This window comes from Nocardioides asiaticus, from assembly GCF_040049175.1.
GTDB classification, from domain to species: Bacteria; Actinomycetota; Actinomycetes; order Propionibacteriales; family Nocardioidaceae; genus Nocardioides; species Nocardioides cheoyonin.
The window spans coordinates 370802-394074 of record NZ_JBDZDM010000005.1; the positions used below are offsets into that span (position 1 = coordinate 370802).

The following is a 23273-nucleotide window of genomic DNA, read 5'->3' on the forward strand; positions in this document are numbered from 1 at the left end:
CCGCCGACAGTCGCGGAGTCATGCGCCGCAGTCCGGGCCGTCGCCGTCAGGGAGCGTCGAGCCCGACCACCAGCCCTCGACACGGCCCACGAGCATCTCCCGCTGCCGCTCCCGCCACATCGCCCGGCGGGCCACCAACTCGGCACCCGCCAGCCGGCCGAGCCGCTCGTGGTAGATCCTCAGGCGCGGCGACGTCTCCGCGATCGCCTGCACCCAGCCGTCCGCAACGTCGCCGGGGCCCAGGGTGTGCTGGGTGTGCCCGCAGGCGTCGCACGCCCACATGGACACCGGCCGGTCGTCGTGCTCTCCCGACTCGTCGTGCCAGGCGTGCCACGAGTCCGGCGCGCCGCAGGCCGGGCACACGTCCTTCGGCTGTTCCACGACGCAGCGATGCAGGTAGGCGAGCCCGGCGACCTCCAGGTCGCTCAGGTCGCGGAGCGCCGCCAGCAGGTCGGCGACGTAGTCCTCAGGCTTCATTCGGTGCTCCCCTCAGGGTCGGGCTCGGGGTCGGGCTTGCGGCGGTCGAGCCGCCGGTGACAAGGCACGCAGCGAGGCACGTACCGGCTCAGGTCCAGCGAGTAGCGGCGCCCCTTCGCGTCGACCCGCTCGTCGGGGTCCCCGCCGTCGTACGACCACTCCTCGGCATGCTCGCCGCAGTCGACGCACGCCCAGCCCCAGGCCGAGCCCCGGCGGCGCTGCAGGCGGCTGTGGACCGCGGCGTACGACTCCGGATCACCCACGCCCGGAGCCAGCGAGGGCCGCAGAGCGATCACCCGCCGCTTGAGACGCCGGGCGCGCTCCAGCAGCTCCGCGGTGTCCGGGTCGGGGCGGCCGGTCACGACTCCGCCTCGCGGGAGAGGTCTTCGTTGCTGATCCAGACACGCTCGCCGGGCAGTGCGCCGTCCACGACCATCGCGCGGCGCAGCAGGCGGGCGATGCCCAGCACGATGCGCCTCTGGTCCTCGCTGATCCCGGCCTCGGCACGGATGCCGGCCTCCCAGTTCGTCAGGTCGTCCGGGTTGGGAACCTCGTAGAACTCGCCGCCGCGGCGCAGGCGCTCCGCGCGGTCTGCACGACAGCGCAGGAGGCGACGCGAGGGGGCGGTCATCCAGTCGGCTTGATTCTGTGGTGGTCCAGCAGCAGCAGGTAGACGCGACGGCCCTTCTCCCACTCGTGGAGCGGCTTCACGAGCCCGGCCTCGACGAGTTCGCGTAGCGCGCGCTTCACCGCCCTCTTCGCGGTGTCTCGCTCCTTCGCGGAGCCGAGCGGGTAGCCCAGGAAGAGCGCCAGAGGGATCCAGCCTGCGTGGTAGCGCGGCTCCTCGTCCCCGTCGTGCGCTGTTACGGCCATGCGCAGCAGCACGAGGCGCGTCGTGGCCGACAGCGCGGCTTGGTCGCTTCTCACCAGCATCCACACCAGGTCCTTGCCCACTCGGCGGTCACCCCGCCTCGTGGTCGACGATGACCACGAGGCGGGCGACCTGCGAGTCGCTCAGCGGCGGAGGCGGCGTCCGGTGACGGGCCTTGGCCTCGTCTCGCAGGAGCCGCAACTCGGCAACGTCGGCGGCGGTAGGGCGGCGCACGGGGGGCTGAGCCGGGCAGGCTTGTGACTGGCGAGGCCGGGCGGCCACACCGTGCGCCAGATCGAGGAGTTCACCAGTCACGCAGGCAAGTCAACGCGCTCCGAGAGCCGCGAGAAGGTAGCCGAAATCGACCTCCAGCGCGGTCGTCGTCTCATAGCGGCGCATGGTGTGTCATGCCGTCGCATTCGCCCCGTGAAAGTCGATTTTCGTCCGGGCGTGTCGCGTTGGACGGCTGGCGGCTCGCCCGCGCGTCACCTAACAGCCAGCCAGCCACGCAGGTCCGCACGCGCACGCCCGCACGAGACCTACTTCAAGCCAAGAGACGAGGGTGAGCACGGGGAGTTAGTTGGGGGTTAGTTGGTAGTTAGTTGGGGGGACATGTGTGTCCCCTGACAGGGGACATGTGTGTCCCCTGAGGGGGGACATCGGTGTCCCCTGACGATCCTCGATCTGAGGGGACGTACGTGTCCCCTGACGATCCCGACCTGAGGGGACGTACGTGTCCCCTCAGGCTCCCGGAGTCCGAACGTCTGACCGCTGCTGTGGGCCACGGATGGACGACACGACCGCACCGACAACCAGCACCAGGCCCCCGAGCACGAGCAGCAGGATCGCCACCATATTCCAGTTCGAGCGCGCCGAGTCGCAGGCGTCGGTGACGTCTGTGCTGACCCCCATCCCGGCCATCGCGTGGGTGAGGTCGCGGACGTACGCCGCGTCGTCGGACGGATTGAACGCCGACCCGCACGAGACGCCGGACACGTGCACCGGCACGTAGCCGAGCACCAAGCCGGCGACCACGAACACGAGCCCGAACAAGGCGATGACGCCACCAACGGCTGCGCGGCTCAACTCGGGTCCCTCAGGGTTCCGATCATCCAGCCGTCGATCTCTGAGAGGCGGATACGGATCGGAAGCCGAGTATCCGAGGGCAGGCGCTGGTGGCCGCTGAACACAGCCGCGTCTACCAGATGCAGGAAAGGGTCGTACGGAGGCTCGACGTCGTCGTTCTCGGGGTCGTGTGCCGCGAGGTCAGCGTCCACCATTCCCCAGCGCTCGCGGAAGGCTCCATTGACGACCTCGGACACCTTCCCCTCAGTGTCGATGCGCTCGAACGCGTCGAGCCACGGACCACGACGCGCGATGGTGCCGCTGACGACGAGGCCCTTCACCAGCACGCTGATCCCGAGCGGCTCGCCGATGTCCGACAGCGCACCGAGCGCGTCGTCCGGCTGCAGCCTGTTCAGCTCGTGGGCGTACGCAGCGCTGATCGTCTGTTCGGTCTCCCGAGGAGTCTTGCTCATGACGCCGCACTTTGCCTTGAAGGCCGCCACGCCGCAGTGGAATGGCAAAAATCCCCGTGGAGTCTCGAAACTCCTAAACCTGTCAACGACAATCGCCCGCTGCTGTGGTCCGCCCGAGCCTGCGTGGCGGAGGTCCTCGATCCACTCCCCCCTCGCGTTCCACGGGCCCCGATTCGGCGAATCGTTCGCCTCGCGATCCACATGCGGCGCGGCTTCCACGGCGGTGCTCGCGGCTCTCGGCGGCCGCGTGTGCCTCTTTGTGTCGCGGTCCACGCGTGCCTCGCGGCCCGCTGCCGGCGCTGCGTCCACACCGTCCTCGTTCGGCTCGAGCTCCTCGTCGGCCGCGTCGTCCAGCAGCGTCTCAGACGCCTCGCGAAAGTAAAATTTGAAGTCCTGTCCACACGCGTCAGCAGCACCCTCGCGACCCACACGCCATCCCGCGTCCTACGCGAGACTTGAGTCATGCAGTTGATCGAAGCCCGGCGGCACGCGCGCGACACGCGCGCGGCTCGGCCGAGCCTCGCGGCTGCCCTGCACGACGCGCGCGCGTCGCTCCCCGCAGCGCCCGGCCACGGCCCTCGCGACCTGGCCCGAGCCCTGCCGAGCAGCGGGCCGACTCTCCCGGCCTGACGCGCGCGCCAACTCCATAGCGACCCCGCACGAGGATCTGCCAGAGAGGGCAGCGGGACACACACAACGGCCGAGAGTCTGCCTCGAGAGGGCTCGGCCAGCCGACCGCGCGCGTTGCGCGCGAGCGTGCCTCGTCTGTCACGACGCGCGAGCGTCTGGCGTCACCCCGCGGCCCGGCCGCGGGGTAGACGCAGGACAACGCACGCCACAGGGGCGTGCGCCAGATCCGCTAGGAGACAGCCATGACCGAGCAGCAGACCACCACCACGACCGAGGCCACCGAGCCGACCGCGCCCAACGGGACGACGGCCCGCGGCCGCGCGGGCAAGCCGACTGGGACGAAGAAGGCGGCGGCCCGGAAGTCGACCGCGACGAAGAAGGGCGCGGCCAAGGGCAAGGGCAAGGCCGAGACGAAGGCCGAGCCCAAGTCCCAGCGCACCCGGACGGACTACGTGACCACCACGAGCGACGTCCCGAAGCGTGCCCCGAAGGGCGCGGCGGTGAAGTCGTCCAAGTCGCGCAAGCCTCACGCGATCGTCCAGCACACGTCCTGGGTGACCAAGAACGGTGCCGGGCAGGAGCGGCACGCGATCAAGTGCGCGTGCGGCTGGGAGTACGCCGGGTACGGCGAGCGGTACGTGAAGGCCCACGCCAAGCACGAGGCGGCGGCCACGGCCCTCGCCAAGACGGCGTGACCGCGTAGCACCCGAGGGCTCACCCCTCTCACCCTCCGGGTTGCCCGGAGGGTGAGGGTAGGAGATCAGTGCGAGGGTTGAGGGGCTGCCTGTTGCGGGCGTACGAAGAACGTCCCAAGCCAACTATCGAAGTGCTCGTCGTCGATGGTGAGGCGAAACTCGTAGTTCTGGCCGGGCGTGAGTGGCATCCCCGGTGCGATGTTGATGACCAGCTGCTGGCGGAGAGATGACCCATGGGGCAGGCCCGGCGGCCGCCCGACCTCGAATTCGCCCTCGATATGGACAGCCGGCAAGGGCTGGCCTAGAGGACCCTGCTGGAACGAGACGGGACTTCCATCCGAATCCAGCAGGTCGATGGTGAACTTGTGCGACGTGTTCGTCTGATCCCACGGGCAGTCGATCAGCACCGTGAGCGCCATTGCTGGGCTGGGTGATCCGGTCACGTTCCAGCCCAGACCGAGAGTGTGTACCTTGCCGGCCTGGTCCCACTGTGCTGCGTCTGCCATGAGCAGAGTTGCCTTCATGCGCTGGGACTGCTCAGGAGTGCGTCAGCCGGACGTTCTCCCCTGAGACGCTGATCCGCGGATTCGGGTCGACGTAGAAGTCCTGCCCCTGGGCCTCGGCCTCAGTGGTCGGCTGTTGCGCAGACACCAGGTATTCGCTCTCCGAGCGGATGGTGACGGTCATAACTGGAAGCTCCTTTGCCGAGGGGAATCGGAGAGTCGTGGACTCTTCCGCTTGTTCAGTCTGCACCAGACGTCAACCCCCTGTACGGCGCATCCGAAATCGACTCAGCCGGTCTGAACCAGTCGCGGAGGCGGCTAAGAAGGCTGGCGGTGGTCGGGCTCGAGCCGTCAGGAGAACGGCGCGGAACGGCCATGATCTCTTCCTTGGTAGGGAAGAGGTCAGCCCGCGTGGATTCTGCGTCATCCTGCATCATCGCCCGCTCAGAGTTGCCTCTCTGAGCGTGGCTGGAACGGTCGTTCCGTTCCGCAGATTTTCCGCATCACCCATCCAACGTAGACGTGTCTCAACCTAGAGATCGTCAAGACGACGCTGCTGGCCTCGATGCTCTCGCTCGTCCCGGCCGCGGAGCGGCTCGTCCTGGTCGAGGACGCCTCGGAGCTGCGGCCGTCCCATCCCCACGTCGTCGGTCTCGAGGGTCGCCCTCCCAACATCGAGGGCGCCGGCGCGGTCGAGGTCCGCACCCTGGTCCGCCAGGCGCTCCGGATGCGGCCCGACCGGCTGGTCGTGGGCGAGGTCCGCGGAGCCGAGGTGGTCGACCTGCTGGCGGCGCTCAACACCGGCCACGAGGGCGGGTGCGGCACGCTCCACGCCAACTCCGCGGCCGACGTGCCCGCGCGGGTGGAGGCGCTCGCGCTCGCGGCCGGGCTCAACCGCGACGCCGCCCACAGCCAGCTCGCGTCCGGTGTCGACCTGGTGCTCCACCTGGCGCGACGCGACGGCCGGCGCCGGCTGGTCGAGCTGGCCGTGCCGGAGCGCGATCCCGCGGGCCTCGTCCGGATGGCCACCGCGGTGCGGGCCACCCCTGACGGCCGGGTCGTGGCCGGTCCGGCGGTCGACGCCCTCGAGGCCAGGCTGGGGGCATCGTGACAGCCCTCGCCGCGGTCCTCGCGGGACTCGCGCTGTGCCTCCTCCTCCCACCGGTCCGGAGCCTGGCCGGACCCGCGGGTGGACGGCTGCGCGTGCCGCGGTTCGTCGCGGTTCTCCCGGTCGGGCTGCTGCCGGTGGTGCTCTCCGGACGCGCTCTCGTGGTCGCCGCCATCGCCGTGCTCACCGTCGCCGGGGGCATCGCGCTGTGGAGGCGTCGACGGGAGCGGCTGGCCGCGATCGGGGTCGCCGGACGGGTGGTCGAGGCCTGCGAGCAGCTCGCCGCCGAACTGGCCGCCGGCCGGCCACCGGGCCCGGCACTCACCCGCCTCGCCGAGGAGTGGTCGCTGCTCGGGCCGGTGGCGGAGGCGTTCCGGATGGGAGCCGACGTGCCGGCCGCCTGGCGCCGGGTCGCCGACTCGCCCGGCGCGTCCTCGCTCCGGCTCGTGGCGGCCGCGTGGGAGGTGGCCCACCGCACGGGGCAGGGGCTCGCGGACGCGGTCGACCGGGTCGCGCTCGACCTGCGCGCCGCCGCTGCCGCCAGGCGGGTGGTCGACGGCGAGCTGGCCTCGGCCCGCTCGACGGCCCGGCTCGTGGCCGCCCTCCCGGTCGCCGCCCTGGCGATGGGGTCGGGCGTCGGCGGCAACCCTTGGGCCTTCCTGGTCGGGACCCCGATCGGCGTCGGCTGCCTCGCCGTCGGACTGCTGCTCGGCTGGGCAGGGCTGTGGTGGATCGAGGCCATCGCCCGCGGGGTGGAGGCGGCATGACCGGGTGGTGGGCGGCCGCCGCCGCTGCGGGTCTCGCCGCAGCGCTGCTGGTGCCGGTCCGACCGCGTCTCGCGGCGGTGTCGCCGGGTGACGCCGGTGACGGCCCCGGCAGATCCGCCGACGGCCGCGGCTGGATGCTGCGCTGGCGCGGGCTGTGGTGCCTGCTCGCGGCGGCCGGAGCGCTGGCCTTCATCGGAGGCCCGGTGGGCCTCCTCGCCGCCCCGGCGGCCGCGGCGGCGTGCTGGGTGGCGATCGGCCGCGCGGAGCCGCCCGCTGTCCGTGCGGCCCGCGAGGAGGCACGCCGCGACCTTCCCCACCTCGTCCGTCTGCTCGGCGCGGCGCTCGCCGCCGGGAGCTCGCCCGGCGAGGCGCTCGCGCTGGTCGCCGCCGCGCTGCCCGGTGCCGCGGCCGACCGGCTGGCGCCCGTCGCAGCCCGGCTGCGGCTCGGGGCCGACCCGGTCGCGACCTGGCAGGTGCTGGCCGACGACCCGGCGCTGGCCCCGCTCGGCCGCACCCTTGCCCGCGCGCACGCCACCGGCACCCCGGTCGCCGCCTCCGTCGCGCGCCTGGCCGACGACCTCGCCCGCACCGCCCGCGGCGAGGTGGAGGACCGCGCCCGCGCCGTGGGGGTCAAGGCCGCGGTGCCGCTCGGGCTCTGCCTGCTGCCGGCGTTCCTCCTCGTCGGGGTCGTGCCGCTGGTGGGCGGACTGCTCTCGCAGCTGCGGCTCTAGGGCCACCTTCGATCCACAGGACGGCCCCGCGTCCCGGTTCTCCCCAGGTCGCCCCGGACGGGTCGCCGGCCGGCTGTCAGCACCAGCCGCGATCGTCGTACGCGACCGGCCGCAGTCGCGGCCCCAGCGAAGGAGATCCCATGTCTCTCACCTCTTTGAAGCAGTCCCGACCCCGTTCCGAGCGGGGGATCACCACGGCTGAGTACGCCGTGGGCACCGCCGCGGGCGCCGGCCTCGCCGGCCTGCTCTACAAGCTGCTGACCGGTGGCTTCGGCAACGAGCTGCTCCACAAGCTGTTCGCGCACGTCCTCGGGCTGCTGGGCATCTGATGGAGGCGCCCCGGGGGCCGCGGCCGGCCGGCTGGTGGCGCCGTGGCCGCGGCGGTCGTGGAGGTGACCGTGGCGCCGCGACGGCCGAGCTCGCGATGGTCCTGCCGCTGCTGGTCGCGGTGACGATGGGCCTGGTGTGGCTGCTCTCGGTCGGCGCCGCGCAGGTCCGGGTCGTGGACGCCGCGCGCGAGACGGCGCGCGCGGTCGCCCGCGGCGACGACGCGGGCGCCGCGACGAGTCGCGGCGAGCGGGTGGGTCCGGACGGCACCCGGGTCAGCGTGGAGCGTGCCGGGGAACAGATCGTCGCGACCGCGGTCGCCCACGTGGCCGGCCCCGGCGGACTCCTCGGCTGGCTGCCCGGCGTCACCGTCGACGCCCGGGCGGTCGCCCTCGCCGAGGAGGAGTCGTGAGCCGGATCGCCCTCGTCACCCCGGCCCGTGGGAGGGCCCGCGTCCGAGTGGACGAGCGTGGGTCGGCCACACTGTTCGCGACGGCCACGATCGGCGTGCTGCTCCTCCTCGGTGCAGCGCTCGGAGTCGTGGCGGCGCTGGTCGCTGCTCACCGGACCGCCCAGTCCGCCGCCGACCTCGCGGCCCTCGGAGGCGCGTCCTCACTCCAGCAGCGCGCCGACCCGTGCTCTGCCGCGGCGCGGGTGGCCGAGGCGAACGGCGCGGCGCTCGACGACTGCAGTGTTGCGGGGGAGGAGGTGACGGTGACGGTGCGCGTCGCAGGGCCGCGCTGGCTCGGCCAGTCGGCCGACCTGACGGCGCAGGGCCGGGCAGGTCCGGTGCGCTGAGCACGACGGTGTCAGCGCACCAGCGTCGTCACTCGCGCTCCTGGTCGTGGGCGTGCTCGGTCTGCTCCACCTTCTGGGCGATGCCCTCGAGGCGGCGGCGCTCCCGAGCCTGGCGGAACTGCCGCTTCCCGCCCCACTTGGTGAGCGAGAAGCCGAAGAGCAGGGCCACCCCCGCCACGAAGCCGACCAGGAACACGGCGGTGGCGCCGAGGTGGATGCCGATCAGACTCGCGTCGCCGACATCCCCCGCGCCGAAGAGGCCCGCGCAGACGGCGAGCACTGCGAACGCGATGAGCACGAGCCCGAGGACCAACATGCTGAAACCCTAGGCCGTCCCGAGCAGGATGCCGAGCAGCACCGCGGCGCCGTGCTTGTCGAGCGGGTTGTTCTGGTTGCCGCACTTGGGCGACTGGATGCACGACGGGCATCCGCTCTCGCACTCGCAGGAGAGGATCGTGTCGCGGGTGGCGGTGAGCCACTCGCGGGCGGCGCGGTAGCCGCGCTCGGCGAAGCCGGCGCCGCCGGGGTGCCCGTCGTACACGAAGACAGTGAGCACCCCGGTGTCGGGGTGGACCGCCGTGCTCACGCCGCCGATGTCCCAGCGGTCGCAGGTCGCCACGAGCGGCAGGAGACCGATCGAGCAGTGCTCTGCGGCGTGCGCCGCGCCGGGCAGGTCGAGCGGGGTCAGGCCGGCGTCCTCGAGGGCGTGCGGCGGCACCGTCCACCACACCGCGGCGGTCCGGAGGGTCCGCTCCGGCAGGTCGAGCGGCTCCTCGCCGAGCACCTCGCCGCCGGGCTGGCGCCGCCGCAGGAACGAGACGACCTGGTGCGTCACGTCGACCTCGCCGTACGACAGCCGGCAGTCGCCCCAAGCCTGGTGCTCGCGCTCGTCGACGATGGAGATGTCGGTGATCTCGCGGGCGGTGGTGGTGTAGCCCGGGTCGCTGCGGTCGATGACGGCGACGTGCTCGTCGAGGTCGAGCTCGTGGACGACGTACGTCTCGCCGCGGTGGACGTAGACCGCGCCGGCGTGCGCGGCGCTGTGGGCGCTGGACGCGTCGACGGTCCCGACGACCCGGCCGGTCCCGGCCTCGACGAGCTGGACCGGTGACCCGCCGGCCGAGCGGATGTCGGTGAGGTCGGCCGCGCGGTGACGGTCGGTCCAGTACCACCCGCGCGGCCGTTTCCTGAGCAGCCCCGACTCCGTCAGCGACGCCAGTACCGACGGGGTGGTCGGGCCGAAGAGCTCGACATCCTCCTCGGTGACGGGCAGCTCCTGCGCGGCTGCGCACAGGTGCGGGCCGAGGACGTACGGGTTGGCCGGGTCGAACACGGTCGCCTCCACCGGCTGACCGAGCAGCGCGTCGGGATGGGTGACGAGGTAGGTGTCGAGCGGGTCGTCGCGCGCGACGAGCACGCCGAGGGCGTCCCCGGCCCCGCGGCCGGCCCTGCCGACCTGCTGCCAGAACGCCGCCCGGCGGCCGGGATAGCCGGCCAGCAGGACCGCGTCGAGACCGCTGACGTCGATCCCGAGCTCGAGCGCGTTGGTGGCTGCCAGCCCGAGCAGCTCGCCGCTGCGGAGGGACTGCTCGATGGCGCGGCGCTCCTCGGGGAGGTAGCCGCCGCGGTAGGACGCCACCCGCCCGGGCAGCGACGGGTCCACCTCGGCGAGCAGTCCGGCGGCGGTCATCGCCACCTGCTCGGCGCCGTTGCGTGACCTCACGAAGGCCAGCGTGCGTACGTCGGAGGCGACCAGGTCGGCCAGCAGGTCGGCGGTCTCGGAGGAGGCTGCCCGGCGTACGGGGGCCCCGTGCTCGCCGGCGAAGCTGGTCAGCGGCGGCTGCCACAGCGCGATCGAGACCTGGCCACGGGGCGAGGCGTCCGCGGTGACGGGGAGGACCGGCAGGCCGGTGAGCCGCCCGCCGGCGACCTCGGGGTCGGCGACCGTGGCGGAGGCCAGCACGAACGTCGGGTGGGCGCCGTAGGCGGCGCAGATCCTCCGCAGCCGGCGCAGCACGTGGGAGACGTGAGCCCCGAAGACGCCGCGGTAGTGGTGGCACTCGTCGACGACGACGTACTGCAACGCGCCGAGGAAGCGCGACCACCGGCCGTGGGCGGGCAGCAGCGAGCGGTGCAGCATGTCGGGGTTGCTGAGGAGATACTCGCCGTGATCGCGCGCCCACTCGCGCTGCTCCCGGGTGCTGTCACCGTCGTGGGTGGTCACGCGTACGTCGACGCCGAGCTCGCGCAGCCGGGACAGCTGGTCCTGGGCGAGCGCCTTGGTGGGGGCGAGGTAGAGCGCCGTCGCCCCCCGCTCCCCGCGCGGCCCGCGCGAGCGACGGATCGTGCTCAGCGCCGGGAGCTGGTAGGCGAGCGACTTGCCGGAGGCGGTCCCGGTCGCGAGCACGACATGAGTGCCGGCGTACGCCGCCTCGGCCGCGACGGCCTGGTGCCGCCACGGCCGCTGGATGCCCTGTGCACGGAAGGCGTCGACCACCTCGGCAGGCGCCCAGTCCGGCCAGTCGACGGCGTCGGCCGACCGCGGCGGGAGCTCCTCGAGATGGGCCAGCCGACCCTCGCGGCCGGGGAAGCCGGCGAGCTGGTGGACGAGGTCGGCCACCGGGCGCCGCCCGGTGCGCGCTGGGGTCGAAGCCGCCGTCGTCACCATGCGATTGTCTCAAACGGGGTGCAGCCGACTCCTTCTATGTGGAGAGTTTCTTGCACGGACCTCCGAGATGCGTGGTTTCATTACCTCGTCGTCGAGTATCCGGGCATGGGGGTCACAGATACTCGGGGTCGGGATTCATCCTGCTAGGAGTGCTCACGTGGATCTGACGCTTGCGACGCGCGAAGTCGACGGCGCCACGGTCGTCGCTGTCGGCGGCGAGATCGACGTGTATACCGCGCCCAAGCTCCGCGACAAGATCACCGAGCTCGTCGGCGCGGGGTGCTACGACCTCGTCGTCGACCTCGAAGGCGTCGAGTTCCTCGACTCCACCGGGCTGGGCGTGCTCGTCGGCGGACTCAAGAAGGTGCGCGCCCACGACGGCTCGCTCAGCCTCGTCTGCACCCAGGACCGGCTCCTGAAGATCTTCCGCATCACCGGCCTCGCCAAGGTCTTCGACATCCACGACTCCGCCGAGGCAGCCGCCACGCCGTAGCCGGCCGCGTCCGGGCCCGGCCCGCACCACGGGACCTGCGCGACCGCTCACTAGGCTCGGCGCGTGACCGACCTGCCGCACCGACTCCGCGAGGCGCTGCAGCGCGCCGACTTCACCTACGACGCGGTCGCCGAGCTGCTCGGGCCGCTCGCCCACAGCGCGCTCGCGCGCAACGAGACGCTGCCCGGGCGACGGCGGACCCACGGCGGCACGCCGCTCGAGACGCTCGTCAGGCTCTTCCTCCTCCAGACGACGGTCCCGCTGGGCCAGGCCGAGGCCGCCCTCCCCGGTCTCGTGGAGCGGCTCGCCGTCGAGGGCATCCTGGAGCAGTCCGTCGGCGAGGTGGCAGCCCGCCTCGACGTACGGCCGTACGCCGCGGACGACACCCGCCTCTGGGTCGTCTCCGACCTCACCCCCGGCCTCGACGGCGCACCCCAGCGGGTCGGTCCCGACCACGTCCTCGGCATCAGCCCGGCCTCGACCTCGCTCGCGCAGCTGACCATCCGGGAGCCCGTCGGCGCGGCCCTCGACCTCGGGACCGGCTGCGGCGTCCAGGCGCTCCACCTCGCCGGCCACGCCGGCCGGGTCGTCGCCACTGACGTCAACGGCCGCGCCCTGTGGATCACCCGCTTCAACGCCGCGCTCAACGACGTCGAGGAGCGGATCGAGGTCCGCGACGGGTCGTTCTTCGAGCCGGTCGCCGACGAGCGGTTCGACCTGATCGCGACGAACCCGCCGTTCGTCATCTCCCCGGCGACCGGGGAGCGGCTCGTCTACCGCGACTCCGGGCTCCCCGGCGACCGGGTCGTCGAGGACATCGTGCGCGCCGCACCCGACCGGCTCACCGACGGCGGCTGGTGCCAGATCCTCGGCAACTGGATCATCAGCGCCGACCAGCCGTGGGACGAGCGGTTGGCCGGCTGGCTGTCCGACGACGTCGACGCGCTCGTCGTCCAGCGCGAGGTCCTCGACCCCGCGGCGTACGTCGAGCTGTGGCTCAAGGACTCCGGACACCACGGCGCGCCGGACTACCTCGCCCGCTACGACACCTGGCTGTCGTGGTTCGAGCAGCAGCGCATCGAGGCGGTCGGCTTCGGCTGGATCAACCTGCACAAGGTCGCGGCCGGCCCGACCGGGGGCGACCCGCGTCGCGAGCTCCTCGAGTGGCCGTACGACGTCGAGCAGCCCGTCGCCCCGGCCCTGCGGGCCTGGGGCGACGCGGTGCGTGCCGAGGTAGGGTCCGACAGCACTCTCGTGCTCGCGCCGGACGTGCAGCAGGAGACGCTCGGCGTCCCCGGCGCGGAGGACCCCGAGACCGTGCTGCTGCGTCAGCAGCGCGGCCTGCGCCGCGCCAGGAGGGTCGACGCCGTCGGCGCCGCGATGGCCGGAGCCTGCGACGGCGACCTGACCATCGGCCAGATCCTCGACGCCGTGGCCAGCCTGCTCGGAGCCGATCCGGCCCGGACGCGCGCGGAGTACGTCCCCGTGGCCGCCGAGCTCGTCCGCGAGGGCTTCCTCCTCCCGTCCTGACCACAGCCGTCACGCGGAGCAGTCACGCGGAGCCGTCACGCGGAGCCCTCCTGCGGGACGTCCGCGGCCCGGGCGGCCTCGGCGCGGTCGCGCAGCCTGACCAGCTGCGCCCGGGTGCTGGACAGCAGCAGGTCGGCGTAGCCCAGCGGCGTGATCTCCGGGACGCCGTGGACACCCCACAGCGGCGCGGCGTGCCACGGCCAGAAGCCCCGCAGCGCCTGCACGACCGGCCCGGCGTACGCCGACGGCGGCCGGGTCACCCCGAAGTGCTGCTTCAGCCGGGTGGCCGTGACCAGTCCCTTCGGCCCGACGAGGCCGTTGGCCTCCCCGACCGCCCAGGCGATGCCGGCCGCGACCTGCGCGGCCGGCCGGGGCCCGTCGACGGCCAGCGGCTCGAGGCCCCACACCCGAAGCAGCGCCCGGCGGAACGCCAGGGCGGCCTCGCGGTCGAAGAACCGCTCGGCGGTGCCGTCGAGCAGGTCGGCCACCGCCTCCAACCGCTGCCGCGGCGCGGCCTCCTCGACCACCGGCAGGTCGAGGCCCTCCTCGGTCAGCGGGGTGGCGTCGAGCCGCGCGAGGGCGGCGGGCCCGCCGCAGACCGAGGCGAGCCACTCGAGCACGCGCTCGTGGTCCTTCTTCTCGGGCACCCGCGGGCGTCGCAGCTCGCGCTCGAGCCGCTCGATGACCGAGACGGCGCGGGACAGCAGCCGCTCGCAGTCGGGGCACAGCGGATGTTCGGGGCTCTCCTCGAAGGGGTCGAAGGGGTAGTAGGGCAGATCGTCGTAGGTGCTCATCGAGACCTCTCTCGTCGTGGCGGATGAAGGTCTCGTCGTCCGCGGCAGACGATGCCACCGGCCACCGACAACGCCGCCGCGACCCGACGGCGACCCTGTGCGAAGCGGCGGCGAAGCGCGGGATTGAGCCGCCCGGGGCTGGGTAGCCTGCGGGGCATGTCGAGCCCCGGGTGGTACCCCGACCCCGCCGGAGACCCGAACCTGCTGCGCTACTGGGACGGCTCCGGCTGGAGCAGCCAGACCCGCCCGATGGAGCAGCCCCAGCAGACGGGTCCGTCGGCGTGGCCCGAGCTGGAGCAGCAGCAGCCCGAGGCCTGGTCGAGCGCCCCGGCCCGGCCCGCCCGGCGGCGTACGCGTCTCCTCCTCGCCCTCGGCGTCGCTGCGGTCGTCGTGGTCGGTGGCGGTGCCGCGGCGGCGCTCACGCTGGCCGGCGACGACGAACCGGCCCCCGACGGCCCGACGGCCGCGCCGGCGCCCAGCACCACGACCACCGGCCCGACCTCGACCGCTGCTCCGCTCGTCAACGACTGCCCGCAGGCCGACGTGAAGCAACCGGTGAAGGACCCCCACGACGGGCGCGCCCACGGCGGCGGCCTGTCGTTCGAGCGTCAGCCGGGCTACAAGGACTTCCGCAGCCAGTACTCCTTCGAGTTCGCCTCCGAGGTCAGGGGCGAGTCCCACAAGCTCAAGGGCAGCTGGATCAGGCTCTACCTGGTCGGCCGGCTGCCCGCCTGGAGCGGCTACGGCAGCGTCCGGTCGGCCGCCGAGAGCCTGGTCTCCTGCGTCGCCAACGACAGCGACATGTATCCCGACCTGGTCAAGGTCCAGCCGGTCTTCTCCAAGAGGACGACGGTCGACGGCCACGACGGCTGGTCGGCGCGGGCGAAGGTCTTCGTAGACGGCGCGCCGTACCCCGGCGGCATCGTCTCGGTCGTGACCGTGGACACCGGGGCGCCGTCGTACTCGATGTTCCTCGGCGACTCCCCGATCGGCGTTGGCAAGGACCTCAGCATCCTCGACCGCGTGATCGCGACGCTTCGCGTCGACGACTGACGCGAGGACCGCCGCGAGGACCGACGTGGCCAGTGACGCGGCCCCTCACGATCGGGTACGCCATCCGGTACGACGTCCGGCAACTCGACAGCACGCGCTACCGTGTCTCGCCGGAGCCCGTCCACCGCGGGCTCCAACCTGCGAGACGAAGGACCTCAGTGGCACACAAGTTGGTGATCGTCGAGTCCCCGGCGAAGGCCCGCACCATCGGCGGGTACCTCGGCCGGGGCTATGTCGTCGAGTCGTCCATCGGCCACATCCGCGACCTGCCCCAGAGCGCCGCCGACACCCCGGCGAAGATCAAGGACAAGCCGTGGGGCCGACTCGGTGTCGACGTCGACAACGGCTTCGAGCCGTACTACGTCGTTCCCCGGGACAAGAAGAGCCATATCTCCAAGCTCAAGACGCTGCTCAAGGACGCCGACGAGCTCTACCTCGCCACCGACGAGGACCGCGAGGGTGAGGCGATCGCCTGGCACCTCCTCGACGAGCTGAAGCCCAAGAAGGACATCCCGGTCAAGAGGATGGTCTTCCACGAGATCACCCGCCAGGCCATCGAGCAGGCTGCCGCCAACCCGCGCGACCTCAACATGGAGCTCGTCGAGGCGCAGGAGGCCCGCCGCATCCTCGACCGGCTCTACGGCTACGAGGTCTCCCCGGTGCTGTGGAAGAAGGTCATGTCCGGTCTCTCCGCCGGCCGCGTCCAGTCCGTCGCCACCCGCCTCGTCGTCGACCGGGAGCGGGAGCGGATCGCCTTCCGCCAGGCCACCTACTGGGACCTCGAGGGCACCTTCGACGCCGGGCAGAGGAACGACCCCCGGATGTTCCCCGCGCGCCTCGCCACCGTCGACGGCGCCCGGGTCGCCCGCGGCTCCGACTTCGGTCCCGACGGGCAGCTGAAGAGCTCGACCAAGGGCGTCGTCCACCTCGACCGCACCCGGGCCGAGGCGCTCGTGGGCGCACTCGCGGACACGTCGTACGACGTCAGGTCGGTCGAGTCCAAGCCCTACCGCCGCGCGCCGTACGCGCCGTTCCGCACCACCACCCTCCAGCAGGAGGCCAGCCGCAAGCTCGGGATGAGCGCGTCGGTGACGATGTCGGTCGCCCAGCGGCTCTACGAGAACGGCTTCATCACCTACATGCGTACCGACTCGACCACGCTGTCGGACGCGGCGGTCAACGCCGCGCGCAGCCAGGTGGCCGAGCTCTACGGCAGCGAGTACCTCCCCGACGCGCCGCGCGTGTACGCCAGCAAGGTCAAGAACGCCCAGGAGGCCCACGAGGCGATCCGGCCCGCCGGCGACACCTTCCGTACGCCGGCGCAGACCGGCCTCACCGGCGACCAGTTCCGGCTCTACGAGCTGATCTGGATGCGCACCGTCGCCTCCCAGATGCGCGACGCGGTCGGCCGCTCGGTCTCGATCCGGCTCGGCGGCACCGCGGCGAGCGGCGAGGACGTCGTCTTCTCCGCGACCGGGCGGGTGATCACCTTCCACGGCTTCCTGAAGGCGTACGTCGAGGGCACCGACTCGGCCGAGCAGCGCAGTGACGACTCCGAGACCCGGCTGCCGGCGCTCTCCGAGGGCGACGTCGTCACGGCGGCGAGCCTGTCGGCCGACGGCCACGAGACCAAGCCGCCGGCCCGCTACACCGAGGCCACCCTGATCAAGGAGCTCGAGGACCGCGAGATCGGCCGCCCGTCGACGTACGCCTCGATCATCGGGACGATCCTCAACCGCGGCTACGTCTACAAGAAGGGCACCGCGCTGGTGCCGGCCTGGCTCGCGTTCAGCGTGGTGCGGCTCCTCGAGGAGCACTTCCCGCGGCAGATCTCCTACGAGTTCACCGCGACGATGGAGGACGTCCTCGACGAGATCGCCGCCGGGCGCGCCGACCTCCAGACCGAGCTGGCGGAGTTCTACTTCGGCTCCGACCGGGTCAAGGGGCTCAAGCCGCTCGTCGACGGGCTCGGCGAGATCGACGCCCGCGAGCTCGCGACCTTCCCGATCGGGGGCGAGGACTCCGGCGTACGCCTGCGGGTCGGCCGCTACGGCCCCTACATCGAGGGCCCGGGCGACGACGGCACGGCGTACGCCAAGCGGGCCAACGTCCCCGACGACCTGCCGCCCGACGAGCTCACCCTGGAGAAGGCGAAGGAGCTGTTCGCCAACCCGGCCGGTGAGGAGATCCACCTCGGCAAGCACCCCGAGACCGGGCTGGAGATCGTGGCGAAGAACGGACGCTTCGGGCCGTACGTCACCGAGCAGCTGCCGGACGACGCGAAGAAGGGACAGAAGGCGCGCACGGCGTCGCTGTTCAAGTCCATGTCGCTGGACACGGTGACCCTCGACGACGCGGTCAAGCTGCTCACCCTCCCGCGGGTGGTCGGCACGGCGGCGGACGGCGAGGAGATCACCGCCCAGAACGGCCGCTACGGGCCCTACCTCAAGAAGGGCAGCGACTCCCGCTCGCTCGCCTCCGAGGAGCAGCTCTTCACCGTCACCCTCGAGGAGGCGGAGAAGATCTACGCCCAGCCCAAGCAGCGCGGCCGCGCGGCTGCGGCGGCGCCGCTCAAGGAGCTCGGCGCCGACCCGGTCTCCGGCCAGCCGATCGTGGTGAAGTCGGGCCGCTTCGGGGACTACGTCACCGACGGGGAGTACAACGCGACCATCCCGAAGGACGAGTCGGTCGACGGCCTCACCCTCGAGAAGGCCGCCGCGCTCCTCGCCGCCCGGCGGGAGAAGGGGCCTGCCAAGAAGACGACCAAGCGGGGGGCCAAGAAGTCGACCGCGAAGAAGACCACGAAGAAGACGGCCAAGAAGTCGACCGCGAAGAAGCGCTCCTGAGAGACCGGCCGGGAAGGAGTCCCCGGTCCACCGGGGATTCCGGAACTTCCTTGGCGATATGGAGCCCCGGAAGTTCCGGAGTTGCCCGGGGAGTTGGCTCTCAGCCGAGCGCGGCGCGGAGCTCGCCAGCGAGCTGGTCGCGGTCGTCCTCCGTGACCGCCTCGCCGACCGGAGCGCCGAGGTAGCCGAAAACCCGCGGCCCCTTCAGCTCGTCGGGCTGATCGGGCATGCGCGGTACGACGTGGACGTGCAGGTGAGTGAACCCGTCCGCCTCGGAGAACTGCATGAAGTACGTCTTCGCGCAGCCCACCACCGTCCGCAGCGCCGCCGAGAGCCGGCCGAGCAGGTCGCCGAGCTCGGCGTACGCCTCCGTGGGCAGCTCGTCGAGGGCCGTCACGTGCTCGAGGGGGACGACGACCAGCCACCCCGGCAGCGCCGTGTCGAAGGCGTGGGCGACCCGCCAGTACGTCGTACGGAGGACGTGCTCGCGCAGAGGCAGCGCGTCGAGGTCGGCGTTCTGGCGGCAGTTGAGGCAGTCGGGGGCGGGGGCCATGCCGGGACCCTACGGATGCGGCGGAGCCCGCGCGGGGGCCGGGTGTCGGCGGGCCGTCGTACGGTGCGGTCATGACCTTCGCCAACGTGGGCACCCTGGGCGCCGTGCCCGGCAAGCGTGACGAGCTCGCCGCTCATCTGACCCGCCCGAGCGACGGGCTGGCCGCGGCCGGCTGCCTGCTCTACGAGGTGGGCGTCAGCGCCGACGACCCCGACACCGTCTACGTCGTGGAGCTGTGGACCTCCGCCGAGGCCCACCAGGCGTCGCTCCAGCTGCCCTCGGTCCAGGAGTCGATCGCCGCAGCGAGGCCGCTGCTGTCCGGCGTCTTCGGCGGCTACCGCTTCGACGTCGTCGGCTCACCGCTGCGGGCCACCACGTAGGTTTTCCCCGTGAGCCAAGAGATCGGGCGCGGGCCTGGCGCGTACGCCGAGCGCGGCGTGTTCGTGTGCTTCGAGGGCGGCGAGGGGTCCGGCAAGTCGACCCAGTCCCGCCTCCTGGCCGACGCGCTGACCGGCGAGGGCTACACCGTGCGGTTGACGTTCGAGCCCGGCGACACCGTGGTCGGCAAGGAGCTGCGCCGGATCGTGCTGAGCCCGGAGACCGGCGACCTGGACGACCGCTGCGAGGCGCTGCTGTACGCCGCCGACAAGGCCGAGCACGTCGCCACACTCGTCCTGCCCGCGCTCGAGCGGGGCGAGGTGGTCGTCACCGACCGGTATGTCGACTCCACGCTCGCCTACCAGGGAGCGGGCCGCGCGCTCGACGTCGCCGAGCTCGAGGAGGTCGCCCGCTGGGCGACGCGCGACCTCCGGCCGCACCTGACCGTCGTGCTCGACCTCGACCCCACCGCCGGGCTCAAGCGGTTCGAGGGCCGCGACCGGATCGAGGGGGAGTCGCTGGCGTTCCACGAGCGGGTGCGGGAGGCGTTCGTGGCGATGGCCAAGGCCGACCCCGACCACTACCTTGTCGTCGACGCCCGCTCACCGGCCGACGAGATCCACCGCGCCGTCCGCGACCGGCTCGCGCCCCTGCTGGCGAAGGCGGTGCAGTCATGACCGCCAGCGCGACCGAGGCGCCGGCCCCCGGCATCTGGGGCACCCTCGTCGGCCAGCGCCACCTGATCGACACCCTCCGGGCGGCCGCCGCCGGCCGCGGGATGACCCAGTCGTGGCTGTTCACCGGCCCGCCCGGGTCGGGGCGGTCCAACGCCGCGATCGCGTTCGCCGGCGCGCTGCAGTGCCCCGACGGCGGCTGCGGGGTGTGCCACGAGTGCCACACCGTCCTCGCCGGCAGCCACGCCGATGTCAAGGTCGTCCGCACCGACAAGCTCAGCCTCGGCGTCGACGACATCCGCGAGCTGGTCCGCGCCGCCGCCCTCTCCCCGGCCGGCAAGCGCTGGCAGGTCGTCATCGTCGAGGACGCCGACCGCCTCACCGACCAGGCCAACAACGCCCTTCTCAAGGCGGTCGAGGAGCCCGGCGCCCGCACCGTCTGGATGCTCTGCGCGCCGACCGTCGAGGACGTCCTGCCGACCATCCGCAGCCGCTGCCGCCTGGTCACCCTGTCGACGCCCACGGCCGAGGACGTCGCCGGCTTCCTCGAGCGGACCCTCGGCGTGGACCGGTCGCTGGCGTCGTACGCCGCGCGCGCCAGCCAGGGCCACATCGGGCGCGCCAAGGCGCTCGCGACCGACGAGGACACCCGCAACCGCCGGCGCGAGGTCGTCTCCTACGCCGGCCGGCTCACTAGCCTCGGGGCCTGTCTGCGCGCCGCGGAGGAGCTCACCAAGGTGACGAAGGACGAGGCCGACGCGATCACGGCCACGCTCGACGCCCGCGAGAAGACCGACCTCGACGCCTCCTACGGCGTCGTCGAGCGCGGCCGCCGCCCGCGGGAGTACGCCCCCGCCCTTCGCGAGCTCGAGCGGCAGCAGAAGGCCCGCGCCACCCGCCGCCACCGCGACGTGATCGACCGAGCCCTGACCGACCTGGTGTCGGTCTACCGCGACGCCATCGCGATCGCCTCCGGGGCGCCCGGCCGGCTGGTCAACGAGGAGATCCGCGCGGACGTCGAGCGGCTCGTCGCCGCATCGACCCCCGAGCTCAACCTGCGCCGGATCGGGTGGATCTTCCAGGCGCGCGAGCAGCTGATGGAGTTCAACGTGCCACCGCAGCTGGTCCTCGAGTCGATGATGGTCGCCCTCAAGGCCCCAGGGCGTGACGGATGAGGCCCGCCTCGAAGATCCTGCTCGTCGTCGGGGTCGTCCTGGTGCTCGTCGCCTCGGGTGTCGTCGGCGCCCTGCTCGGACTGCGCCGCGACGACTCCGGCGGGAGCTCGTCCAGCGGCCCCGCGCTGCCGACGCCGACGCAGTCGTCTCCGTCGCAGGAGCCGTCCGCCGGCGTACTCTCCACGCCGCCGGAGGCCGGCGCGACCACGCCACCCGATCCCGCGCTCGCGCGGTTCTACTCCCAGAAGCTGAGCTGGAGCGGCTGCCGCGGCTCGTTCCAGTGCGCGAAACTCGAGGTTCCCCTCGACTACGACCACCCCGAAGGGCGGACGATCGAGATCGCGCTGCTCCGCGACCCCGCCGACGACCCCGACCACCGGGTCGGCTCGCTCGTCGTCAACCCAGGCGGTCCGGGCGCCCCCGGCACCGACTATGCCGCGTCGGGCGGCTTCGCCTTCGGGCGGGCGCTGCGCGACGACTTCGACATCGTCGGCTTCGACCCGCGCGGCACCGGTGACAGCGCGCCGGTCGACTGCCTCACCGACGACCAGCTCGACCAGTACCTCGCCGCCGACCCCTCCCCGGACACGCCCGCCGAGGTGAAGGCCTACGAGGGGTGGGCGACCAGGTTCGGCGAGGGCTGCGCCAGCAGGTCGGGTGCGGTCGCCGGCCATGTCACGACCGTCGAGACCGCTCGCGACATGGACGTCCTGCGCGCCGCGCTCGGCGAGAAGCAGATGGACTACCTCGGCGCGTCCTACGGCACCAAGCTCGGCACGACGTACGCCGACCTGTTCCCGAGCCGGGTGGGGCGGTTCGTCCTCGACGGTGCGATGGACCCCGACGTCACCGCCCGCGAGCTCAACCTCCAGCAGGCGGCAGGCTTCGAGACCGCGCTGCGGTCCTACGTCAAGAACTGCGTCGACGGCGGCTCCTGCTTCCTCGGTGACACCGTCGACGCGGGCGTGCGCAAGGTCCAGCAGATCCTCGCCGGCTTCGACGCCCACCCGCTCACGGTCGGCGGTCGCACCCTCACCCAGGGCGGAGCGCTCTACGGCGTCATCACGCCGCTCTACAACCGGTCCTACTGGTCGCTCCTCGACCAGGCCCTCCAGGGAGCGATGAAGGGCGACGGCACCATGCTGATGACGCTCGCCGACGCCTACGCGTCGCGGGGATCGAGCGGCTACACCGACAACTCCATGGAGGCCAACTGGGCGATCAACTGCCTGGACGACCCGTGGTCCGCGACACCCGCCGAGGTGGAGAAGGACCTGCCGGAGTTCGAGAAGGCGTCGCCCACGTTCGGCGACGCGATGGCGTGGATGATGATCGGATGCTCGGGGGAGACCCAGCGTGCGACCGAGCCGTCCCAGAAGGCGCCGGCCGTCGGCGCCAAGGGCGCCGACCCGATCGTCGTCGTCGGCACGACGCGGGACCCGGCGACGCCGTACGCCTGGGCCAAGTCCCTCGCCTCCGAGCTCGACTCCAGCGTCCTCGTCAGCCGGGACGGCGACGGCCACACCGGCTACAACTCCGGCAACTCCTGCGTCGACGACGCGGTCGAGGGCTACCTCGTCGACGGGAAGGTGCCGAAGGACGGGCTCAGCTGCTGACCCGTCCCCCGCGGGCCGACCGGCTCGACGACGGCGCGGATCCGCGCGGTCGCGAGGTCGATCATCAGCCGCGCCGCGGGCGACAGGGTGGCGTCGGCCCGGTGGACGATGGCGTAGGTGTCGTACGTCCGCGGCCGCAGTGACACCCAGCCTGCCTTCGGGGCGAGCCGCGGCAGCAGCTGCTCGGCGGCACCCTTGGGGATCACCGAGTCGGCGTACCCCATCCCCACCAGCTCCACCGCGGTCTCGATGTCCTCGACCTCGATCCGGGTCGGTGGGTTGCGGCCGGTCTCGTGGAGCAGCGCGCGCAAGGTGACCCGGGTGGAGTCGTCGGCGCGCCACGTCGTGTCGGGCATGACGAGGGAGGCCAGGGAGAGCCGGTGTGGGGTCACCGGCGTCGCGAGGTGGGCGGGGTCCGCGCTGATGTAGACCAGCTCGTCACGGGCGACCGGCGTGATCGTCATCCCCTCGCCGGTCAGGTTGGCGACGGAGAGGATCGCAGCCTCGAGCCGCCCGCGGCGCAGGTCCTCCTGGACCTCGGTGGAGTTCTGGCCGATGAGCTCGACGCGTACGCCGGGGTAGCGGTCGAGCACGTCGGCGACCAGCCCGGCCCCGCCGTACAGCCTCGCGATGCCGAAGAGCCCGAACCGGATCGTCCCGGTCTCGAACTGCTTGACCGCCTGGACCGCCTTGCGGGCCTCCTCGGCCGCGGCGATGGTCCGCTCGGCGTGGGGGCGGAGCTCGTCTGCGACGGAGGTCGGTACGACGCCGCGGCCGACCCGCTGGAAGAGCTGGACGCCCAGCGTCCGCTCGAGTCCTCGGACCTGCTCGGAGATGGAGGGCTGGGCATACCCGAGCGCCTCGGCCGCCGCGGTGAGCGACCGGTGCTCGTAGACCGCGAGGAAGACCCTCAGCTGGTGCAGCGAGAGCATAGGGACATCCTATGCCGACTACAGGAAAGATCGCCTACCTCTATGGGCATAGCCGCTCGACGATTGTCCTTGAGCAGAGTGAAGTCCCATCAACCGAGGAAAGTCGAGGAAGGTCA

At 72.5% G+C, this 23273-nt stretch carries 28 protein-coding genes and 1 pseudogene; 16 read left to right on the plus strand and 13 right to left on the minus strand.

All coding sequences use genetic code 11. The features are described from left to right. Positions 1-18: 18 nt before the first annotated feature. From ABLE53_RS19330 to ABLE53_RS19355, 6 genes are all read right to left on the minus strand, one after another. Positions 19-477 (minus strand): hypothetical protein, encoded by a 459-nt coding sequence (locus ABLE53_RS19330; RefSeq protein WP_348860772.1) that lies wholly within the window; start codon positions 475-477, stop codon positions 19-21. Further along, positions 474-839 carry a hypothetical protein gene (locus ABLE53_RS19335; protein WP_348860773.1) on the minus strand — a complete coding sequence of 122 codons (366 nt, stop codon included), beginning with the start codon at positions 837-839 and terminating at the stop codon, positions 474-476. The genes ABLE53_RS19330 and ABLE53_RS19335 overlap by 4 nt, the downstream gene beginning before the upstream one ends. Continuing rightward, entirely contained in the window at positions 836-1108 is a 273-nt protein-coding gene (locus tag ABLE53_RS19340; protein ID WP_348860774.1) for a hypothetical protein, read from the minus strand. Before ABLE53_RS19340 ends, ABLE53_RS19335 begins: the two co-directional genes overlap by 4 nt. Further along, a complete protein-coding gene (locus tag ABLE53_RS19345) occupies positions 1105-1404 on the minus strand; it encodes a hypothetical protein (protein WP_348860775.1) in 300 nt (99 codons plus the stop codon). Before ABLE53_RS19345 ends, ABLE53_RS19340 begins: the two co-directional genes overlap by 4 nt. Positions 1405-2089: 685 nt before the next feature. Then, a complete protein-coding gene (locus tag ABLE53_RS19350; protein ID WP_348860776.1) occupies positions 2090-2434 on the minus strand; it encodes a hypothetical protein in 345 nt (114 codons plus the stop codon). Further along, a complete protein-coding gene (locus ABLE53_RS19355; protein WP_348860777.1) occupies positions 2431-3315 on the minus strand; it encodes a hypothetical protein in 885 nt (294 codons plus the stop codon). Before ABLE53_RS19355 ends, ABLE53_RS19350 begins: the two co-directional genes overlap by 4 nt. Positions 3316-3348: 33 nt before the next feature. Between ABLE53_RS19355 and ABLE53_RS19360 the strand changes: the two genes are divergently transcribed. Beyond that, positions 3349-3516, plus strand: coding sequence for a hypothetical protein (locus ABLE53_RS19360; protein WP_348860778.1), 168 nt, complete (start codon positions 3349-3351; stop codon positions 3514-3516). A 242-nt stretch (positions 3517-3758) separates the two neighbouring features. Then, entirely contained in the window at positions 3759-4211 is a 453-nt protein-coding gene (locus ABLE53_RS19365; protein WP_348860779.1) for a hypothetical protein, read from the plus strand. A gap of 65 nt (positions 4212-4276) precedes the next feature. Here the strand turns inward: ABLE53_RS19365 and ABLE53_RS19370 are convergent, their stop codons facing one another. Beyond that, positions 4277-4735 (minus strand): DUF6941 family protein, encoded by a 459-nt coding sequence (locus ABLE53_RS19370; protein WP_348860780.1) that lies wholly within the window; start codon positions 4733-4735, stop codon positions 4277-4279. 13 nt (positions 4736-4748) lie between these two features. Continuing rightward, positions 4749-4898 (minus strand): hypothetical protein, encoded by a 150-nt coding sequence (locus ABLE53_RS19375; protein ID WP_348860781.1) that lies wholly within the window; start codon positions 4896-4898, stop codon positions 4749-4751. A 360-nt stretch (positions 4899-5258) separates the two neighbouring features. Between ABLE53_RS19375 and ABLE53_RS19380 the strand changes: the two are divergent. The 6 genes and pseudogenes from ABLE53_RS19380 to ABLE53_RS19405 form a co-directional block, all read left to right on the plus strand. After that, positions 5259-5825: pseudogene (locus ABLE53_RS19380) on the plus strand (ATPase, T2SS/T4P/T4SS family); the annotation flags it as partial. Then, positions 5822-6589 carry a type II secretion system F family protein gene (locus ABLE53_RS19385; protein ID WP_348860782.1) on the plus strand — a complete coding sequence of 256 codons (768 nt, stop codon included), beginning with the start codon at positions 5822-5824 and terminating at the stop codon, positions 6587-6589. The pseudogene ABLE53_RS19380 and the gene ABLE53_RS19385, both read left to right, overlap by 4 nt. Then, complete coding sequence (locus tag ABLE53_RS19390) at positions 6586-7320, plus strand: type II secretion system F family protein (RefSeq protein ID WP_348860783.1); 735 nt, start codon at positions 6586-6588, stop codon at positions 7318-7320. Before ABLE53_RS19385 ends, ABLE53_RS19390 begins: the two co-directional genes overlap by 4 nt. Positions 7321-7460: 140 nt before the next feature. Then, positions 7461-7649 carry a DUF4244 domain-containing protein gene (locus tag ABLE53_RS19395; RefSeq protein ID WP_348860784.1) on the plus strand — a complete coding sequence of 63 codons (189 nt, stop codon included), beginning with the start codon at positions 7461-7463 and terminating at the stop codon, positions 7647-7649. After that, positions 7649-8059, plus strand: coding sequence for a TadE family type IV pilus minor pilin (locus ABLE53_RS19400; RefSeq protein ID WP_348860785.1), 411 nt, complete (start codon positions 7649-7651; stop codon positions 8057-8059). Before ABLE53_RS19395 ends, ABLE53_RS19400 begins: the two co-directional genes overlap by 1 nt. Beyond that, complete coding sequence (locus ABLE53_RS19405) at positions 8056-8445, plus strand: Rv3654c family TadE-like protein (RefSeq protein ID WP_348860786.1); 390 nt, start codon at positions 8056-8058, stop codon at positions 8443-8445. Before ABLE53_RS19400 ends, ABLE53_RS19405 begins: the two co-directional genes overlap by 4 nt. Before the next feature lie 28 nt (positions 8446-8473). On the opposite strand, the gene ABLE53_RS19410 is transcribed toward ABLE53_RS19405, so the two are convergent. After that, the gene (locus tag ABLE53_RS19410; RefSeq protein WP_348860787.1) at positions 8474-8761 is read right to left on the minus strand and encodes a hypothetical protein; all 288 of its coding nucleotides are present in this window, start codon (positions 8759-8761) and stop codon (positions 8474-8476) included. A gap of 9 nt (positions 8762-8770) precedes the next feature. Next, positions 8771-11110 (minus strand): DEAD/DEAH box helicase, encoded by a 2340-nt coding sequence (locus ABLE53_RS19415; RefSeq protein WP_348860788.1) that lies wholly within the window; start codon positions 11108-11110, stop codon positions 8771-8773. 160 nt (positions 11111-11270) lie between these two features. Here ABLE53_RS19415 and ABLE53_RS19420 point away from each other — a divergent pair, with 160 nt between their 5' ends. Next, complete coding sequence (locus tag ABLE53_RS19420) at positions 11271-11606, plus strand: anti-sigma factor antagonist (protein WP_348860789.1); 336 nt, start codon at positions 11271-11273, stop codon at positions 11604-11606. Between the two features lie 63 nt (positions 11607-11669). After that, positions 11670-13136, plus strand: coding sequence for a DUF7059 domain-containing protein (locus ABLE53_RS19425; protein ID WP_348860790.1), 1467 nt, complete (start codon positions 11670-11672; stop codon positions 13134-13136). Positions 13137-13171: 35 nt separating this feature from the next. On the opposite strand, the gene ABLE53_RS19430 is transcribed toward ABLE53_RS19425, so the two are convergent. Further along, positions 13172-13930 (minus strand): hypothetical protein, encoded by a 759-nt coding sequence (locus ABLE53_RS19430; protein ID WP_348860791.1) that lies wholly within the window; start codon positions 13928-13930, stop codon positions 13172-13174. 156 nt (positions 13931-14086) lie between these two features. Between ABLE53_RS19430 and ABLE53_RS19435 the strand changes: the two genes are divergently transcribed. Beyond that, a complete protein-coding gene (locus ABLE53_RS19435) occupies positions 14087-14983 on the plus strand; it encodes a DUF2510 domain-containing protein (protein WP_348860792.1) in 897 nt (298 codons plus the stop codon). A 158-nt stretch (positions 14984-15141) separates the two neighbouring features. Next, positions 15142-17829: a type I DNA topoisomerase gene (topA, locus tag ABLE53_RS19440; RefSeq protein ID WP_348860793.1), complete on the plus strand. Its 2688-nt coding sequence runs from the start codon at positions 15142-15144 to the stop codon at positions 17827-17829. 100 nt (positions 17830-17929) lie between these two features. On the opposite strand, the gene ABLE53_RS19445 is transcribed toward topA, so the two are convergent. Continuing rightward, on the minus strand, positions 17930-18382 hold the full coding sequence (locus ABLE53_RS19445) for an HIT family protein (RefSeq protein WP_348860794.1): 453 nt from the start codon (positions 18380-18382) through the stop codon (positions 17930-17932). Between the two features lie 71 nt (positions 18383-18453). Between ABLE53_RS19445 and ABLE53_RS19450 the strand changes: the two genes are divergently transcribed. From ABLE53_RS19450 to ABLE53_RS19465, 4 genes are read left to right on the plus strand one after another with little or no spacing between them, the layout of a single operon-like run. Continuing rightward, positions 18454-18762: a putative quinol monooxygenase gene (locus ABLE53_RS19450; protein WP_348860795.1), complete on the plus strand. Its 309-nt coding sequence runs from the start codon at positions 18454-18456 to the stop codon at positions 18760-18762. A gap of 9 nt (positions 18763-18771) precedes the next feature. After that, complete coding sequence (gene tmk, locus ABLE53_RS19455; RefSeq protein WP_348860796.1) at positions 18772-19437, plus strand: dTMP kinase; 666 nt, start codon at positions 18772-18774, stop codon at positions 19435-19437. Further along, positions 19434-20609, plus strand: a complete 1176-nt coding sequence (locus ABLE53_RS19460; protein WP_348860797.1) for a DNA polymerase III subunit delta' — start codon at positions 19434-19436, stop codon at positions 20607-20609. Before tmk ends, ABLE53_RS19460 begins: the two co-directional genes overlap by 4 nt. Continuing rightward, on the plus strand, positions 20606-22225 hold the full coding sequence (locus ABLE53_RS19465; RefSeq protein WP_348860798.1) for an alpha/beta hydrolase: 1620 nt from the start codon (positions 20606-20608) through the stop codon (positions 22223-22225). The genes ABLE53_RS19460 and ABLE53_RS19465 overlap by 4 nt, the downstream gene beginning before the upstream one ends. Here the strand turns inward: ABLE53_RS19465 and ABLE53_RS19470 are convergent. Beyond that, positions 22180-23157: a LysR family transcriptional regulator gene (locus tag ABLE53_RS19470; protein ID WP_348860799.1), complete on the minus strand. Its 978-nt coding sequence runs from the start codon at positions 23155-23157 to the stop codon at positions 22180-22182. The genes ABLE53_RS19465 and ABLE53_RS19470 overlap by 46 nt on opposite strands. Between the last annotated feature and the right edge of the window lie 116 nt (positions 23158-23273).

Bases quoted from the DNA above. Each gene is read 5' to 3' on its own strand.
- ABLE53_RS19330 (WP_348860772.1), bottom strand. From the start codon at position 477: ATGAAGCCTGAGGACTACGTCGCCGACCTGCTGGCGGCGCTCCGCGAC.
- ABLE53_RS19340 (WP_348860774.1), bottom strand. From the start codon at position 1,108: ATGACCGCCCCCTCGCGTCGCCTCCTGCGCTGTCGTGCAGACCGCGCG.
- ABLE53_RS19360 (WP_348860778.1), top strand. From the start codon at position 3,349: ATGCAGTTGATCGAAGCCCGGCGGCACGCGCGCGACACGCGCGCGGCT.
- ABLE53_RS19365 (WP_348860779.1), top strand. From the start codon at position 3,759: ATGACCGAGCAGCAGACCACCACCACGACCGAGGCCACCGAGCCGACC.
- ABLE53_RS19370 (WP_348860780.1), bottom strand. From the start codon at position 4,735: ATGAAGGCAACTCTGCTCATGGCAGACGCAGCACAGTGGGACCAGGCC.
- ABLE53_RS19375 (WP_348860781.1), bottom strand. From the start codon at position 4,898: ATGACCGTCACCATCCGCTCGGAGAGCGAATACCTGGTGTCTGCGCAA.
- ABLE53_RS19390 (WP_348860783.1), top strand. From the start codon at position 6,586: ATGACCGGGTGGTGGGCGGCCGCCGCCGCTGCGGGTCTCGCCGCAGCG.
- ABLE53_RS19395 (WP_348860784.1), top strand. From the start codon at position 7,461: ATGTCTCTCACCTCTTTGAAGCAGTCCCGACCCCGTTCCGAGCGGGGG.
- ABLE53_RS19400 (WP_348860785.1), top strand. From the start codon at position 7,649: ATGGAGGCGCCCCGGGGGCCGCGGCCGGCCGGCTGGTGGCGCCGTGGC.
- ABLE53_RS19410 (WP_348860787.1), bottom strand. From the start codon at position 8,761: ATGTTGGTCCTCGGGCTCGTGCTCATCGCGTTCGCAGTGCTCGCCGTC.
- ABLE53_RS19430 (WP_348860791.1), bottom strand. From the start codon at position 13,930: ATGAGCACCTACGACGATCTGCCCTACTACCCCTTCGACCCCTTCGAG.
- ABLE53_RS19435 (WP_348860792.1), top strand. From the start codon at position 14,087: ATGTCGAGCCCCGGGTGGTACCCCGACCCCGCCGGAGACCCGAACCTG.
- ABLE53_RS19445 (WP_348860794.1), bottom strand. From the start codon at position 18,382: ATGGCCCCCGCCCCCGACTGCCTCAACTGCCGCCAGAACGCCGACCTC.
- ABLE53_RS19450 (WP_348860795.1), top strand. From the start codon at position 18,454: ATGACCTTCGCCAACGTGGGCACCCTGGGCGCCGTGCCCGGCAAGCGT.
- ABLE53_RS19460 (WP_348860797.1), top strand. From the start codon at position 19,434: ATGACCGCCAGCGCGACCGAGGCGCCGGCCCCCGGCATCTGGGGCACC.
- ABLE53_RS19465 (WP_348860798.1), top strand. From the start codon at position 20,606: ATGAGGCCCGCCTCGAAGATCCTGCTCGTCGTCGGGGTCGTCCTGGTG.
- ABLE53_RS19470 (WP_348860799.1), bottom strand. From the start codon at position 23,157: ATGCTCTCGCTGCACCAGCTGAGGGTCTTCCTCGCGGTCTACGAGCAC.